Origin of the sequence: Sphingomonas sp. 8AM (assembly GCF_902506455.1) — a bacterium.
Classification (GTDB): domain Bacteria; phylum Pseudomonadota; class Alphaproteobacteria; order Sphingomonadales; family Sphingomonadaceae; genus Sphingomonas.
The window spans coordinates 1,153,445-1,168,408 of record NZ_LR733844.1; the positions used below are offsets into that span (position 1 = coordinate 1,153,445).

The window sequence follows — 14,964 nt, forward strand, 5'->3', positions numbered from 1 at the left end:
TCCGCGCTGCGGTTGCCGGATCAGGTCGGGCACAGCCTGGCCGCCCATGTTGACCATTGTTAACCTGACCGACCGGTTGTCGGGTCCGTGGGATCGCTGACGGCGGTACGACGGTAACGGCCCGCTACATAGTCGTGGGGCATGCCCGTCCGCACGGCCCCGCGCAACGAGACTGGCCTGATCCGGCCCCGCCGGCCGAAGCCACGCGACTTCCGCGAACGGTATCTGGAGATGGGCTGGGATCGCGAGATCGAGGACCATTATCGCTGCAACTGGCGGTGCATACGCAGGTGGATCATCGAGGAAGGCAAGGATCAGCTACGCGCAGATCGCGCCGCGGTGGTGGCGGCACAACGGGCTGCGGTGAGGGCGTCGAAGCGTCGGCGCTGACGGCGGTAAGACCGCATGCCGCGCCGGGATACGTCCGGTTGCATGAACCACGCACGACCCCGCCCCGCAGACTTTCGCGCGAGATACGTCGCACTCGGCTGGACAGGCTGCATCGCGCACTACGGGACATCGTATGGCGTTATGCGCCGCTGGGTGAACGAGGAAGGGGCTGACCAGCTCGCTGCTGAGCGCGGCCAGCACGTCGAGCGGCTTCGTGAACGCGATCGTGCCTTCCGCCAGCGGGCAGCGGCTCAGCTCAGCGCTTCATACCTCGCGGCGACGGTCTGACCCGGAGGCACATATGAGCACCACTGCGGTTACATTGTCATTCGGCGGCAAGGACACGCTCTTCCACATTACCGACACGGAAATTTGGCACATGGAATTGGCGCCTCTTCCGCGTGCTCCAGGCATGAACGGGCCGTCCGGGCGGATTGCGGTTGGCCCACTCTACGCCCGCATTCTGCGGGGGCAATACCGGATCGACGGAGCCGACGTCGGCATTGCCGCTCAGGCTGAATGGGCGTCCCTGGATCTCGACAGGGTCATCTTCTACGGCTTGGTCGGCGGCGGCAAGGACGAGGACGAAGCCGCTCACCTGCTCAGGACAGTGACGCGCCCGATGCCGCTGATGCAGCGGTGGGATCTTGCGTTCGCGATTCTCGGCGCCCGTTTCGAAGGTGACGTCGGCGGCGGCGAAGACTGACGTGACCCGCTCGCGTTTCTCTGGTCGGTTGCGCAGCCTGGTGCCGGCGATCGTGCCCGACATCTCGAAGGCGCTGTTCGCCGCGGGCGAAGCTCTCGCCGTCGATGCACAGACGTCAATCACCGAGGGCAGCGTGTCGGGCAGGCAGCACGTCTCGAGCGCCGCGGGTCAACCGCCGAATGCGGACACTCACCACCTCGCGAACAACATCGAGGTGACTCAGGACACGCCGCTGAAAGTCGTTGTGACATCGAAGGCCAAGTACAGCGCGTCGCTCGAATTTGGCACGTCCCGGATGTCGGAACGACCCTTCATGAGACCTGCTGCCGAGCGTGCCCGGCCCGAGATCAACAAGCGCATCAGCCGCGCCGCCCGCCGCGCGATCCGACAGCATTTCAGGGGTTGAACCATGGCCGCCATCACCGCCGAAGAAGTCGCCGTCGATCTGCTGGCGCGATACGACAAGATGGAGCGGCAGCTCCGCGCCGCAGAGAACGTCGTCGATCGACGGTTGAGCAATATGGAGGGCCGAGGCGCCGCGTTCGTGTCGCGCTTCAATGGTCTGCTCGCTGGCGTCAGCGCCGTGGCGCTCGGCAAAGAGTTTCTGAAGCTCGCCGACAGCGCCAAGGCGATCGACGCGCAGCTCAGGCTCGCCACCTCGGGCTTCGGCTCGTACGCGCAAGCGCAGGTGGACGTGCAGCGCCTCTCTGCCGCCACACGCGGGGAACTCAGCGCCACCGCGAACCTGTACGGCAACTTCATCCGTGCCTCCCAGGAGTCTGGCCGAAGCCAGGAACAGGCAGCACGCGCGACCGAGACGTTCAGCAAGGCGCTGAAGATCGGCGGCGCTGACGCTGCTGCGACGGCATCTGCCACGCTTCAGTTCAGCCAGGCGCTCGCTTCAGGTGTGCTCCGGGGTGACGAGTTCAACTCGATCATGGAAGCATCGCCGCGTGTTGCGCGGCTCCTGGCCGCTGGGCTGGGCGTCCCGATCGGTCAGTTGCGCAAGATGGCCGAGGAGGGGAAGATCACTCGTGATGTCCTGTTCCGAGCGCTGACGGACACCAAATTCACGAAGGGGATCGACGACGAGTTCAAGACGCTGCCGGTGACGTTCAGCGACGCCATGCAGCAGGTCGAGAACGCAGCCGTGACCACCTTCGGCGCCTTCGACCGAGGGGGCGAATTCTCTACGGCGTTTGCCAGCTTCATTACCGAGGGCTCGACCGGCTTCAAGGGATTGGCGACCGATGCCGAGCAGATGGGTGTCGACATTCGCGCGACGCTCGCAGGGCTGTACGACGCGTTCAATCCGATGCTGGAGGGCGCTCGGTCGGCCTTCGAATTGCTGGGCGGTGACAGTCGATCCTTGGTCGAGCAGGTGCGTGGGGACATTTCGTTCATCCTCGGCGCGATCGATCGCTTCAGCAATCTCGGCGACGGCATCGAGACATCCTTGGTCAACGGCCTCAACCGAGCGATTGACCGAGCCGGTGGCGGCAAGCACTTCGCCCAACCCGGCCCGGCGTCCGACCTACAGGGTCGGTTCGATCGTGGCTTCGACAGCCGGCAACAGGCGGGCCGCCAATCAGCCCTACGCCGCGCATTCGGCGCCGAAGGCGCTTTCCGGCTCAACACACCAGACGGTCGTCGCATTCTTAGCGCGACCCCGCCTCGCGTCAGTCCTCCCGCAGCCGATCCCGCGGGAACGAAGCGCAAGGGTCCGTCAGCCGATACGCTTGCGCGGCGTGCTGAGGCGCAACGTCAAAAGGAGCTGCGCAACGACGACGCGTTCGCAAATGAGAAGGCCGGCCTCAACCAAGACCTGCTGCGCGCGCGTCGCTCCGCCGCCACCGCCGCTGACATCGTTGCGCAGTTCGAGTTGCAGGAGATCGGCGTCGCCCGTGATCGGCAGAACAGCTCCTATCAGCGGGATGTCGCCGAGAAAAAGCTGACGCAGGCACGCGCCGACGAGTTGATCGCGGTTAACAATCAGGTCGCCGCCGCTCGGGCTGCCCAGGTTCAGGCGGAACGTGACGAGCGAGCTCGGGCGGATCGTGCCGCTGTCTCCCAGGCGGACCTTGCCAACGCGCGCGATCTGGCGTCGATGAATGTGGATCTAGCGACGACGACGCGGGCACGACGCGACGCGGCTTTGCGCCTGTTAGACGTGGAGTTCCAGCTTGAACGTAGCCGGCTAGATGCGGTCCTTGCCTCCCAGGAAAGCACCGAGGCCGAGCGTGAGATTGCGCGGCGGCGGCTGGCCGTCCTGCCCCAGATCGAGAGCAATGAGCGCGCTGGCGTGACCCAGCGGTATGCCGGGCCAGTCGGCCAATACACGAACCGCTTGCGTGCTTCGGTCGGTGACATGGACGAAGCACTTGAGGGCGTGGCGGCGAATGGCCTCGCCACCGTCGAGGATGGGCTCACGTCGATCGCTACCCGAACGCAGAGCGTAGGTGATGCCTTCAAGCAAATGGCCGACCGGATCATCGCGGATCTGATCCGGATCGCGGTGCAGAAAGCGATCCTTGCCGCCGTTGGTGGATCAGCCGATGCGGGCTTTGGTGCGGTAGAGGCCGGTGGTGGCGGCGGCGGTGGTGGCGTCGCCGGTTTCCTCGGCTCGTTGTTCGGCTCCGCTGCTCGTAGCGTCGGTGGCCGCGCGTCAGGTGGCTATGTCGCCCCACATTCGATCGTGAATGTGAACGAGGGCGTTCGACGTGGCCCGGAACTGCTTCGCATGGGATCGGCGGGGGGCACCGTCATTCCGCTGGGTCAGGCAAATGCCGTAGCTACCAGAGCGCCAGCACCGCAGCCGGTCGTAGTGCAGCTTGTGGTCGGCAAGGGGCAGATGTTCGAGCCTGCCGTGCGTCAGATCAGCGGGCAGGTGTCGGTGCAGACTGTGCAGGCGGCGGCGCCCGATCTCATCAAGGCCGGCGGTCGAGCCGGGGTCGGGATGATGAACAAGGCAAATCGGCTTGGGACGTATTGATGAAGACGTGTGGCCGGCGAAACGAAGGCTCACTTCGCGAACGGGTCATCCTTCATAGCGCTACGGCGTCGCCCAACGCAGCGGCCTACCTCAAGCAACGCCTTGTAAGAGCCAGCAAGATTGTATCGGCCAATCAACTGATCATCGCGCCTAATTTCAATATCCTTGGAGATCATCGCGGTCGCCAGCAAATCCGTACCTTCTAGTGGCACGTAAATTCCAGAACTGCTACCCGTCTTCATCCCGCTCGCGGAGAAGCGAGTAGGCTCGCCCCCGTCGAACGAAACGAAGATATTGTAGCGCTCGTCATCTTTAATCGATGACCATTTGTCATTCCAAAGCGTCATAGCGCTACTTTGGCCATCGTACGACAGCGAGAGCACCGTTCCATCCTCGAACGAGCCCTCTATGCCGCAGTCATTCTCTGACTCCGCAATGGACCACCCGCGCACTGTTTTGTCCGCGGCCGCGACAGGGTTTGAAAGGGTCAGGATGAACGTCAAAGCGATTGTGTACAGTTCTGCTCGCATGTCTCGTTGGCCCCACCCTTAGCCAAAGGCGCTAGTCAAACAGCGGACCGGCACCGTCCTTGCCACCGCTTATCGTGGCATCCTGCTGCACCGTCATCAACTGCGACGGAAACGGCTTGGCCAGAGCGACGGCATCGTCGAACGGGCACGTCAGCCACCGCTCCTCGTCTTCCTCATCGAGCAGGACCGGCATGGCCTTGGGGTGGATGGGCGCCACCAGCGGGTTGGGATCGGTCGTAAGGAACGCGAACACCGCGCCGCCATCGATCGGCCGCCATACGCCCGCAAAGCTGACGATCGGCCGGCTCAGCACGTCGAACCAGAACAGCGGGCGCTTGCCGGTCGGACCGGGGCCATACTCGCTGAAGCTGGTGAACGGGACGAGGCACCGCCGCTCAGGGTTCGCTAGCGCCGACTTCCAGAACGGCGAGATGTAGTTCCTGACGTTGGTGACCTTCGTGTCGAGCAACACGGGCTTGCCGGTCGCCTTGTCGATGCGCTTGCCGGGCACCTTGCGCGGGAAGCCCCAACGCATGACGTCGAGCGTGTGGGCGCCGTCTTCCTGACGCACGACATATGCCGGCTTGTCGGGGAACAGCTCAGGCGGCGGGATCGTGTGATCGGGCGGGAAAGGTGCCTCGACGCCGTAGCGGGCGGCGATCGCGATCTGAGCTTCGGTCATTCGATAGCGGTTGCACATGGGCGCATCGTGCTGAGCGAGGAGGCAGAGTCAACAATCGCCGACGGCCCAATGTCAGACGTTCGGGTAGTCGTCGCAACCGCCGTGCTTCCGACATTATTCGACTTAGATTGACGCTCCGTCGACATCATCGTTGAGTAGCGCGGACTGAGATCGCAGGGCAATCAGGCGTTGCTTTAGATTGCTTCGTAAGCTCTGGCGGAAGCCACGAGATTCGGTAATCATCCGGGCGTGAACGATGATGCATCAAGGGAGCCGTCCCAGCAGCAGCACCTCCTGACGGCGAGCGAACGCCTCGTCACTGCACGGTCGATCTCAGAGGTCGTCGAAGTCCTGCGCGATACCACTCGCAATACCGTCGGCGCGGAAGGCATTGCGGTGGTGCTGAAGGACGGCGACCGCTGCGCCTATGTGGCCGAAGATGCGGTGTCACCGCTGTGGCAGGGCGAGAGCTTTCCGCAGAACGCGTGCATTTCAGGCTGGGCCATGCGGCATGGGCAAACCGTCACGATCCGCGACGTCAGGCTCGACGAGCGCATCCCGCAGGAAGCCTACGCTAGGACGTTCGTGCGGAGCCTCGTGATGGTCCCAATCGGGCGGCCCGAAGCCGTCGCAGCGCTGGGAGCATACTGGTCGGAGGTTGCCGACCATGACGACGGCGCAGTCGAACGGCTCGAGGCATTGGCTCGGCTTGCAACCATCGCGGTAGAGAATGCGCGGCTTACCGCGGCACGGGACCGAGCCCACGCTCTCAGCACGGCGCAGAACCGTATTCTGGAACTAGCGGTAGAGGATGCCCCTCTCAAAGACACCCTCACAGAGATCGTCCGGGAAGTTGAGACGCTTTCCGACACCGGCGTGCTCGGAAGTATCCTCCTGCTTGACGAAGACGGAAGACACCTGCGCCATGGCGCGGGACCGAGCCTTCCTACCGAATACAATGAAGCGATCGACGGCATCAATGTCGGACCGTCTGTGGGATCCTGCGGCAAAGCGGCCTTCACGGGTGAGGCCGTCTTCGTCTCGGACATCAGCAGCGATCCGCTCTGGGCCGACTTCAGGGATCTAGCTCTTTCACATAACCTTTGCGCGTGCTGGTCGATTCCGATCCGCTCGGCGAACGCCACGCTGCTCGGCACCTTCGCCATGTATCATCGGCAGCAACGCGTGCCCCAGAAAGCAGATCTCGAGATTGTCGACTTCGTTGTCCGCACGGCCGCACTGGTAATCGAGCGGTCCGCTAGTGAGACGAGCCTGCGACGCAGCGAGGCGCGCTATCGCCAGATCGTCGAAGGAGCGGAGGACTTTGCAATTGTAACCTTCGATGCGGAAGGACGCGTCACCGGCTGGAACCGGGGGGCGGAGAACATCGTGGGGCACGATGCCGCCTACGCCATTGGCCGGCCCGGCGACTTCTTCTACACCAAGATGGACCGGTCGTCCGGCGCGTTCTGGCGCGAAGTCGAATGCGCGCGGCGCGAGGGGCGCGCGGTAAACGAGCGCTGGCATCTTCGTTCCGACGGAAGGCGGTTCTGGGGTTCGGGTTTGATGATGCCGCTGGCGATGGACCATGGCGGCTTCATGAAGTTCTTCCGCGATGGCACAGCGGAGCACGAGGCAGAGGCGAACCTGCGCGCGAGCGAGGAGCGGCTCAGGTTCCTGGCGGAGGTTGAAGAGCGGCTGTTCCGGTCGGCGGATGCCGAGCATGCGATGGCGGCCGCAACCGAGTTGCTCGGACGCCGGATCGGCGCGTCGCGTTGCGCCTACGCCGACGTAGAGGAGAACGGCGACACCTTTCACATTCGCCGCGACTTCGTCGATGCCGGCTTGGCCACCTCCGCTGGCACGTACAGCCTCGACTTATTCGGTGCGCGAGCCGCCTCCGACATGCGTGGCGGCAACGTCCTGGTCGTGCAAGACGTCGGCGCCGAGCTCGACGATGTTGGCGTGGACACATTCCGATCAATCGGGATTGAGGCGATCATCTGCTGCCCGCTTATCAAGGCTGGTCGATTGACAGCCATGATGGCAATTCATCAGAATCAGCCGCGGAACTGGACAGCCGACGAGATCGCATTGACCAGGGACGTGGTCGAACGCTGCTGGGCTCATGTCGAGCGCGTGGGCTCCGAGGCGCGGCTTCGCGACAGCGAAGAACGGCTGCGCCTCGCCGTGACCAACGCCGAGGTCGGCTTCTGGGATGTCGACATCGTAAACGACGTGCTGATCTGGCCCGCGAGGACCAAGGCGATGTTCGGTATTTCACCCGACGTGCCTGTGACCATGCAGGATTTTTACGAGGGTTTGCATCCGGAAGACCGCGCGGCGACCAGCGAAGCGTTTGCTGCGGCCGCTGATCCGGCGCGACGCGCACTTTACGATGTCGACTATCGCACCATCGGAAAGAAAGACGGTGTCGTCCGCTGGGTCGCTGCTAAGGGCCGCGGCGTTTTCGACGATCTAGGCCGATGCCTGCGGGTCGCGGGCACGGCTGTCGACATCACGCCGCGAAAGGTTGCAGAGGAAGCGTTGCGCGAACTCAACGCGACGCTCGAGGCCCGCGTTGAGCTCGCAGTCGCCGAACGGGAGGTGGCGCAGGAAGCACTGCGACAGAGCCAGAAAATGGAGGCGATGGGCCAGCTGACGGGCGGCGTAGCACACGACTTCAACAACCTGCTTACACCCATCGTTGGCGCTCTCGACATGCTCCAGCGCAAGGGCCTTGGCGGCGAGCGCGAGCAACGGCTGATCGACGGCGCGGCTAAGTCAGCGGACCGTGCGAAGACGCTCGTTCAACGGCTCCTTGCCTTCGCGCGCCGACAACCGCTTCAGGCGGTCGCGGTTGACGTAGCGAAGCTGGTGCACGGGATGGGGGACTTGGTGTCCAGCACGACGGGGCCGCAGATTAAAGTGGCGGTCGAGGCACCGGACGACCTTCCCGCCGCTCGAGCGGATCCGAACCAACTGGAGATGGCGATTCTCAACCTGGCGGTGAACGCACGTGACGCGATGCCGGACGGTGGCACTCTGCGCATCTCAGCAGCACGTGCAGCCGCTCGCGGGGGTGAGCGCCCAGGCCTGAAGGCCGGCGACTACATCCGGTTGTCCGTGGCCGATACCGGCGCCGGCATGGATGAAGCGACTATGGTCCGAGCCATCGAGCCGTTTTTCTCCACAAAGGGGATCGGCAAGGGCACGGGACTCGGCTTGTCGATGGTCCACGGCCTCGCCTCGCAACTGGGCGGCGCGTTGATCATCCAAAGCGCCCCCGGGCTTGGAACGAACGTTGAGCTGTGGTTGCCCGTCAGCGACGCCGCGCCCGACCTCCCCAATCTTTCGCGCGACACCGCTGCGGTGTCACGCGCCGGGTCTGCCCTACTTGTTGACGACGAGGAGCTGGTGCGCATCAGCACCGCCGATATGCTCTCTGATCTCGGCTTCGATGTCACTGAGGCCAGCTCCGGCGAGGAGGCGCTCCGTATCGTCGCTGGAGGAGCCCGCTTTGACCTGCTCGTAACCGATCACCTCATGCCTGGGATAACCGGCGCCGATCTCGCAGCGGCGATCCGGAGCATCCGGCCTGACCTTCCCGTGCTCCTCGTGTCCGGCTATGCCGAGAACGAGGGCTTAGCCGCCGACCTTCCCCGCCTCACTAAGCCATTCCGCAAGGACGAGCTCGCCTCCAGTCTGGCACAGCTCTCGGTGTAAACGAGGCCGGCTATGCGCGGTCACGGACCCGAAAGCGGCCGGTCCGCAAACCACCAGCTACCGCCATACCGGTTATGGCCGATCGACCTCGTCCACCTCAGCGCCCTGCTCAATCAGCCTCTGCGCGATCCATCGGTAAGGCAGGTGGCAGCTCGTCCATGGATGCCGTAACTCGGCCGTTGCAGCCCTCCAAAACTCGGTGAGCAGTCGCTGTTCCCGCACGAACGGGCGCAGCACGTGCAGTGCAAGGCGAACCTCGACCGTGCCGACCGCCTCACGCGCCGACCGCTGCGCCGCCTCGCGCAGCACCTGAAGCGACAGGTTGATCAGCGCGTGCCGGTGAGCGCGGCGCCGGGCACGTTGCTTGCCATAGGGCAGCGGTAGCAGATCGATCCGCGGCGCCGCGCAGTGCCGCGGACACTTCAGCGCCGATCGCGCCGCCCGCCAGTCGGTGTTCCCGCCATTCGCCCGGACCTCGGCGATCAGCGCATCCAGCTCCCATACCTCGGTCGCCTTGCAACTTCGGCAGGTGACGCGAACCTGAGCCTCGACCCGGTATAGGTCGTGCAGGGTCTTCGGATCGCCAACCACATCCGCTGATTACGCAATCGCCGGCAGCGGCAACTGCTCGCCCCGGACTGCCAGCACCGTACGCGCTTGAAGGGTCGCGTCGACTGCCTGCCGATAGTGCACGGTCCCCCACCTTTCGGCCTCGTCCAAGCCCACCGGCGACCAATCGTCGCTCGGGTAGCAGGCGTCATAGATCGCGCGCGCAGCCGCACGCAGCAGGAGATCGTGCTCCATGGCAAGGCTCCTTGATGTCGGTACGCCGTCGATCGGCGGTGCCGGCAAGCTACGCCGATGCCGCCGCGATTCGCAAGAACATTGCGGGAACATGGGCTTGCTGACATGACGCTCGCCATGATCGCCACGCCGCTGCCACCTCTCGTCTGCCATGTCGTCCGCGTTCATGACGGTGATGGCCCGCTGTGGTGTCGATCAGGCGTGAAAATCCGCATAGCAGGGGTGCAGGCACCGGACTTCGAGAGCGCAGCGCCGTGTCGGCGACCCGCGTCACAGCGACGTGCCTATGTCTGCGACGATCGCGCAGCTAAGCGCAGTCAGCAGATCATGGAGCGGCTGACGCTCGGCAAGCGGCTCGCCTGCCAGCCGGTGGGCAACAGCTACGAGCGCGTGGTCGCCCGCTGCACGCTGCCGGATGGCCGATCGTTGTCCTGCGCGGCCATGGCGACAGGGGCAGCTGCACGCTGGGATCGATACTGGCGTCAGTACCGCATGGGCGAGTGCCGGTAGCGAAAGCAGCCTGATTAAGGCCGGCGACCTCTCTCAACACCGTGCTGTGCGGACTAGCGCTCGGTCTGCCGCTCGGTTTGTGGAAAGAAGTGCTCGATCACGTCCTGCGCGAGCCGCGCCGGACGCATCGTGGATGCATCGAGGCAGCACCAGCTTGACTTAACTTCGGCGAGAACCTCCTCGCCGCGCTTGATCACGGTTTCGTAGAAGGCGCGCGCTCCATGCACCTTTTCCAGGAGGACAGTGGCGATCACATCATCCTCAAGGAATGCTGGCTTTCGATACGTGATCTCGTGCTTGAGCGCGACCCACAGGTGCTGCGCTGCAATCTCCGCTGGTGCCAAGGCGCGCCAGTGATCGAGCACAGCCGCCTGTACCCACTTCAGGTAGCTCGCGTTGTTCACGTGGCCCATGAAGTCGATGTCGACCGGCTCGATGCCGATGGAGAAGCGATGCGGTGCGGCGTTGATCACGCCTCTCCGTACCACATCCTTCAGGGTACGTGCAGCCGATACCTGGATGGGTTGAAGACCATTACAGGGTCGCGTCCAGCTCGCTGCGTACGATAGATCATCCGATTGTTTCGTTCGAAAACGTCCGCTCGCGTCACGTGCAATCCATGCAGTGTCACCTGCTCATCAGCGTGACGTAAGATAGGTGGTTTGATGTCGACCCCACGCTCATTTGGGCGCACGCTAGTCGCCTACATGCTGGGGAAAATCGATGTACCGGGTCGTTTTTACCAGCAGAGCGTCCTCGAATTTCAGTCGGGCCTAGATCAAGGCGTTGTGCGAAGCAGCGGCGGTTCGGAACGAGGTAAACGGCATCACTGGCCTCTTCCTCTCTGACGGCAGCCGGTTCTTACAAGTGATTGAAGGCGAGGGGGAAGACCTAGACGATCTTATGCGGCGCATCGTGCGCAATCCGCGGCATCATGATATAATCATCGTGAGTTCGCATAGGATTGAACATCGTGAGTTTCATAACCGAACGATGAGCCAACCCTTATACGGGGTTGGTGATGATCCAGACGACTACGTAGAGCGCATAAAGGAAGAGCTTAGAGAGGTGTCAGACGATCACCTAAAGGCTATGTTCATCGGCTTCGCTTATCTCGCTCGCAATGCGCGCTTTCGCTACGAATAAGCCCGAGGGTTGCCCTTGCCGACCCAAACCAAATAGCGCCAGCCGATCGGCACGATAGAGAGCCGACGCGTACCCTCCTCTGATCAACTCAGCGGTAGTCTTACAGCGAATATGCTAAGTCGCTCTGCCATACGATGAACCTCCTCGGCCTCTCTGCCGAGGCTTGCAGCCAGCGACTTGATGTTCGCACCGCCAGCAACCTCTCTGCGCAGCTCATTGATGTCCGTTTGTGTCCAACGCCTCTTTTGATAAGCGTCGGACATCACCCGACTAGATGCCGCAGCAGCCACACTCGAAAATCGTGTGAGATCATCGACCCGCCAAGAAGAACGAGAGCGGTTCCAATCGGGGCAAGCCAAATCAGGCTGACAAAAGTCCACATCCAAGTCACCGGTTTGCCGTAGCCAGTTTTGGATCCAGCAAGGCGCGCAACGACGATGGTTCGTCATCTATGGTGCTGGCTTGTGGCGAGTGGGTGGACGAATACCGCTCCTCTCCGCTCGCATCATAGTTTTCTATGCGATCGGCGTAGCTAGCGGCCAATTCCCTGTGCGAAAGTTTTGCCTGTGGCGAAGTGGCTGCCGCTGCCGAGGCCGCCGCAACACGTTGACGAAGATAAAGCTCTTTGAGATCCATCGACGACGCTCCCTTGTAAGCGGGAGCACGGGGTCTCTCTGCCGCTGGCGCTTACGGTAGTAAGCCAGTGGTGCCTTCAATGTGGGGGTTGTTGCGGGAACTACAATGGGCTCATCGACGTGCAGCCTCGACGCCGCCGCAGCTTGTCCGATGCTCCACCACCACCCATATACATGATACTGCCTGCTTCCAATTTGCGAGCGCCGGCGGCTGAGAGACATGGCGCTCCCGCTTGCTAGCAAGGAGCCGAACCATGGACATGAACGAGCTATATCGCGTTCACCAAATCTTGATCACGCAGGCTACGAATGCGGCATCGATCGAGGCACGGATCTCACATGCGGGACGTGCCAGCGGCTATGCAGCGCTGATTGCGGAAAAGCAGCTCACTTTTGGCGTTGATCGGCCAACGCTGGTTTCTTCGTCATGATCGATGAGGAAGCAAAGCGGCAGACACCTGCCAAGCCGCTCCGCTTCCGCTCCCGCGCAAGCCAACCGCAGATCTCCCGCGAGGCTGCTGCACGGGAGGGATCGATCCTCAGAGCCGCAGTGGCGGCACTCGGCATGCAAGGTGCTCAAGCCTTCCTTAACGGCCACAACGATCAGCTTGATGGTCGACCGCTTGCGATCGCGGCCAGCAGCGCAGAAGGCTACGAGGCCGTGTCGGCTGCAATCACCGCTATCGCGCCGGTTGCGCCGACGATCGCGGCTTAGCGCGCGTGGTCGGAACGACGCTCCGCGTGGCCCGCATCGCCGATGGCGAGCATGCGGGACGCTGGAGCTTGTGGTCCGATTCTGAGCAGCGCTGGGCCGGTGTGCTCTACGTCACGGAACGGCACGCCACAGAAGCGCTGCGACATCTTACAGGCAAGGTCGCCGGCTAAAGCTGGACAATCGCAAAGACGTTGCTGGATGCCTAGCAGGCATACGTATGTTGCCAGCACAAACCGCAGGAGAGCTTGAGAATGACTGAGCAAAATAAAACAGCTGAGCGCGGCCAAAATGACGCAGGCAAGGACGGGGAAGATCGCGACATTCTCGGGAAGCTCCAGGAAGACCTGACCTCGGAAGATCTGAAAGGCGACGCACGCGACAGCAAGGGCGAGTAGTTCATGGCGGTGGTGCTTAAAAGGCGCCACCGCGATTGATCATAGCTATAATGTTCCCGCGAACCCCGTTGCGACGGCAATAGCTAAGGTCGCAACTGCGAATAGCACAAGGCAGAGAAACCCTGCCGTCGCCTTGATCTTACGTGCTACCTTACCCAGAACCCGGTGCCTCCTCGTCTGTTGCATGCTGCCCCTCGGCACCGGTCATGCCCGACGCCTCTGCCGCTGCGATCCCGGAGGTGTCTTCGATCTTAATGGTGCGACCCTGCATGACCTCAGTTCTAACCCGTGATCCATCGTCGTCCTGATTGGGACCGCGCGGACCTGGCTTCGGCCCGGTCTCGCCCTGATCGGTGAAGTGGTCGTCACCTTGCGCCGCTGCGTTGGGGTTCGCGCTGCCATCCTGCCCGGCTTGGCCGCCGCCATGGTAGCCGATGTTCGACTGGCCGCCGTGCTTCGGAAAGCCTCCGCTCCGATCGTCGTTGCCGTCACGGCCGTTCGGGTAGCTCCCGCCACCGCTCTCGCCTTGTTCACTTCGACCGCTCGGGTCGGTGTTCACGCCGTCTGGCGCGCCCTTCATGTCATCACTGCCTGCGGCGGGCATCGGCTTGCGATCGCTCATGGTCATTCCTTATGCTATTGTAGCAAGGAACGCATCGGGCGGGTGATCGGGCTCTGGGTGCGCGGTGACAGCAGGCAACCATCTCCACGCCAGCTTAGATCATACGTCGATGTTGCCAAGGCGGCCGCACGCAGCCAAGATGACGACAGGTCTCTACGGACCTGCTGCGCCTCGCTCTTGAACCTATCTCCCTTGAGCGAGGCGCGCTTTCCTCAAACGCGCCATTTCATATTGACGATTGGCTGCAATACGCACTTACGGGCCAATCCCGCCTGCAGACAGAAGGTCGCGCCGACTGCGCCTAGGTGTGGGTAGCCCGACTTATCGTTGACGGCGCTAGGCCTACGTTCAAGGAGCGGGCGGGTATCCGCCCCATGGTAGCGGCCTTTGTGCAAGCTGCTCACGATCCGTTGGTGGTACTCGAATCCGATCCTCTGTCCCTTGCGGCTGACAGCCAAGCGCCTGAAAAATATCGTGTCCGTTCGCGAGACGCGGGTGGGCGCTGAGCATATCCTGCTGGATGGTGAGACACCTACGGTCGTTCGCCTTCGAGATGGTTGTAGCCCGGTCTCCAGCGCGGAATAGGATTGCGGCGCCTACCAAGAAGAAGGCACCCCCGATCCATCCTGCCCACTCCGCCTTGATGTCGACTGTCGTCCACAGGAGGATCAGCGCCAAGCCAAGACCTAGGCTATAACCTCCAGCCCAAACCCAGGTCGGATCGGCGAAGCGGATCAAGGGCGAAGATGCAAAGGCGATCACCGCTGCAAAGGGGATCGCGGCGGCCGCGAAAGGACGAAGGTTGCTCGGCAACTCCATGTTTCTAGCCCAAGCTAAGACGAACGCCGGCACCACCCACTGGCGAAGGCGCTCCCTCGCTCAGGAAGATGACTCCAGCATCGACCAGGGCAGCCTGGATCGTTTCGACCGAGGCCTGCTGAACTTGCTGGCCACTCTCGAAGCGCTTGATTGTGGCAATGCCCAACCGCGATGCGGTTACGAGATCAGCAGCGGTCCAGCCGAGCAGGATGCGGGCGGCGCGACACTGTTCGGCTGTTATCATGCTGATACGTTTAGCATCAAATAGTGCTTGAACGCCAGCGCCAACGAT

Annotated in this window: 19 protein-coding genes and 1 pseudogene; 13 read left to right on the plus strand and 7 right to left on the minus strand. The window is 62.8% G+C overall.

What is annotated here, in order from left to right:
* Positions 1-141: 141 nt before the first annotated feature.
* The 4 genes from BACI71_RS05725 to BACI71_RS05740 all read left to right on the plus strand — a co-directional run bounded on the left by BACI71_RS05725 (position 142) and on the right by BACI71_RS05740 (position 4,088).
* Positions 142-390 carry a hypothetical protein gene (locus BACI71_RS05725; RefSeq protein WP_159756199.1) on the plus strand — a complete coding sequence of 83 codons (249 nt, stop codon included), beginning with the start codon at positions 142-144 and terminating at the stop codon, positions 388-390.
* A 301-nt stretch (positions 391-691) separates the two neighbouring features.
* Positions 692-1,096 carry a GTA-gp10 family protein gene (locus BACI71_RS05730; RefSeq protein ID WP_159756202.1) on the plus strand — a complete coding sequence of 135 codons (405 nt, stop codon included), beginning with the start codon at positions 692-694 and terminating at the stop codon, positions 1,094-1,096.
* Position 1,097: 1 nt separating this feature from the next.
* Positions 1,098-1,502 carry an HK97-gp10 family putative phage morphogenesis protein gene (locus tag BACI71_RS05735; protein ID WP_159756205.1) on the plus strand — a complete coding sequence of 135 codons (405 nt, stop codon included), beginning with the start codon at positions 1,098-1,100 and terminating at the stop codon, positions 1,500-1,502.
* 3 nt (positions 1,503-1,505) lie between these two features.
* On the plus strand, positions 1,506-4,088 hold the full coding sequence (locus BACI71_RS05740; protein ID WP_159756208.1) for a tape measure protein: 2,583 nt from the start codon (positions 1,506-1,508) through the stop codon (positions 4,086-4,088).
* 29 nt (positions 4,089-4,117) lie between these two features.
* Here BACI71_RS05740 and BACI71_RS05745 read toward each other — a convergent pair whose 3' ends face one another.
* Both BACI71_RS05745 and BACI71_RS05750 read right to left on the minus strand, forming a co-directional pair.
* Positions 4,118-4,618, minus strand: a complete 501-nt coding sequence (locus BACI71_RS05745; protein WP_159756211.1) for a hypothetical protein — start codon at positions 4,616-4,618, stop codon at positions 4,118-4,120.
* A gap of 31 nt (positions 4,619-4,649) precedes the next feature.
* The gene (locus BACI71_RS05750; protein WP_159756214.1) at positions 4,650-5,318 is read right to left on the minus strand and encodes an SOS response-associated peptidase; all 669 of its coding nucleotides are present in this window, start codon (positions 5,316-5,318) and stop codon (positions 4,650-4,652) included.
* 231 nt (positions 5,319-5,549) lie between these two features.
* Here BACI71_RS05750 and BACI71_RS18205 point away from each other — a divergent pair.
* Together BACI71_RS18205 and BACI71_RS18210 are read left to right on the plus strand one after the other, a co-directional pair.
* Positions 5,550-7,415: pseudogene (locus BACI71_RS18205) on the plus strand (GAF domain-containing protein); the annotation flags it as partial.
* A 24-nt stretch (positions 7,416-7,439) separates the two neighbouring features.
* Entirely contained in the window at positions 7,440-9,026 is a 1,587-nt protein-coding gene (locus tag BACI71_RS18210; protein ID WP_443018496.1) for an ATP-binding protein, read from the plus strand.
* A gap of 72 nt (positions 9,027-9,098) precedes the next feature.
* Here BACI71_RS18210 and BACI71_RS05760 read toward each other — a convergent pair whose 3' ends face one another.
* A complete protein-coding gene (locus tag BACI71_RS05760; protein ID WP_159756220.1) occupies positions 9,099-9,617 on the minus strand; it encodes a hypothetical protein in 519 nt (172 codons plus the stop codon).
* A gap of 9 nt (positions 9,618-9,626) precedes the next feature.
* Positions 9,627-9,830 carry a hypothetical protein gene (locus BACI71_RS05765; RefSeq protein ID WP_159756223.1) on the minus strand — a complete coding sequence of 68 codons (204 nt, stop codon included), beginning with the start codon at positions 9,828-9,830 and terminating at the stop codon, positions 9,627-9,629.
* Positions 9,831-9,935: 105 nt separating this feature from the next.
* On the opposite strand from BACI71_RS05765, the gene BACI71_RS05770 reads away from it, so the two are divergent.
* Positions 9,936-10,340, plus strand: a complete 405-nt coding sequence (locus tag BACI71_RS05770; RefSeq protein WP_236552833.1) for a thermonuclease family protein — start codon at positions 9,936-9,938, stop codon at positions 10,338-10,340.
* Positions 10,341-10,393: 53 nt separating this feature from the next.
* Here the strand turns inward: BACI71_RS05770 and BACI71_RS05775 are convergent, their stop codons facing one another.
* The gene (locus tag BACI71_RS05775; protein WP_159756226.1) at positions 10,394-10,813 is read right to left on the minus strand and encodes an acyl-CoA thioesterase; all 420 of its coding nucleotides are present in this window, start codon (positions 10,811-10,813) and stop codon (positions 10,394-10,396) included.
* 313 nt (positions 10,814-11,126) lie between these two features.
* Here BACI71_RS05775 and BACI71_RS18215 point away from each other — a divergent pair, with 313 nt between their 5' ends.
* Positions 11,127-11,486, plus strand: coding sequence for a BLUF domain-containing protein (locus tag BACI71_RS18215; RefSeq protein WP_159756229.1), 360 nt, complete (start codon positions 11,127-11,129; stop codon positions 11,484-11,486).
* 387 nt (positions 11,487-11,873) lie between these two features.
* Here BACI71_RS18215 and BACI71_RS05785 read toward each other — a convergent pair whose 3' ends face one another.
* On the minus strand, positions 11,874-12,122 hold the full coding sequence (locus BACI71_RS05785) for a hypothetical protein (RefSeq protein ID WP_159756232.1): 249 nt from the start codon (positions 12,120-12,122) through the stop codon (positions 11,874-11,876).
* Between the two features lie 253 nt (positions 12,123-12,375).
* Here BACI71_RS05785 and BACI71_RS05790 point away from each other — a divergent pair, with 253 nt between their 5' ends.
* The 4 genes from BACI71_RS05790 to BACI71_RS05800 all read left to right on the plus strand — a co-directional run bounded on the left by BACI71_RS05790 (position 12,376) and on the right by BACI71_RS05800 (position 13,231).
* On the plus strand, positions 12,376-12,552 hold the full coding sequence (locus BACI71_RS05790) for a hypothetical protein (protein ID WP_159756235.1): 177 nt from the start codon (positions 12,376-12,378) through the stop codon (positions 12,550-12,552).
* On the plus strand, positions 12,549-12,836 hold the full coding sequence (locus tag BACI71_RS05795) for a hypothetical protein (RefSeq protein ID WP_159756238.1): 288 nt from the start codon (positions 12,549-12,551) through the stop codon (positions 12,834-12,836). The genes BACI71_RS05790 and BACI71_RS05795 overlap by 4 nt, the downstream gene beginning before the upstream one ends.
* Positions 12,837-12,862: 26 nt before the next feature.
* Positions 12,863-13,006, plus strand: coding sequence for a hypothetical protein (locus BACI71_RS17850; RefSeq protein WP_184504129.1), 144 nt, complete (start codon positions 12,863-12,865; stop codon positions 13,004-13,006).
* Between the two features lie 81 nt (positions 13,007-13,087).
* Positions 13,088-13,231, plus strand: coding sequence for a hypothetical protein (locus BACI71_RS05800; protein ID WP_159756241.1), 144 nt, complete (start codon positions 13,088-13,090; stop codon positions 13,229-13,231).
* 151 nt (positions 13,232-13,382) lie between these two features.
* Here BACI71_RS05800 and BACI71_RS05805 read toward each other — a convergent pair whose 3' ends face one another.
* Complete coding sequence (locus tag BACI71_RS05805) at positions 13,383-13,853, minus strand: hypothetical protein (protein WP_159756244.1); 471 nt, start codon at positions 13,851-13,853, stop codon at positions 13,383-13,385.
* Between the two features lie 802 nt (positions 13,854-14,655).
* Between BACI71_RS05805 and BACI71_RS05810 the strand changes: the two genes are divergently transcribed.
* Positions 14,656-14,940: a hypothetical protein gene (locus BACI71_RS05810; protein ID WP_159756247.1), complete on the plus strand. Its 285-nt coding sequence runs from the start codon at positions 14,656-14,658 to the stop codon at positions 14,938-14,940.
* Positions 14,941-14,964: the final 24 nt, after the last annotated feature.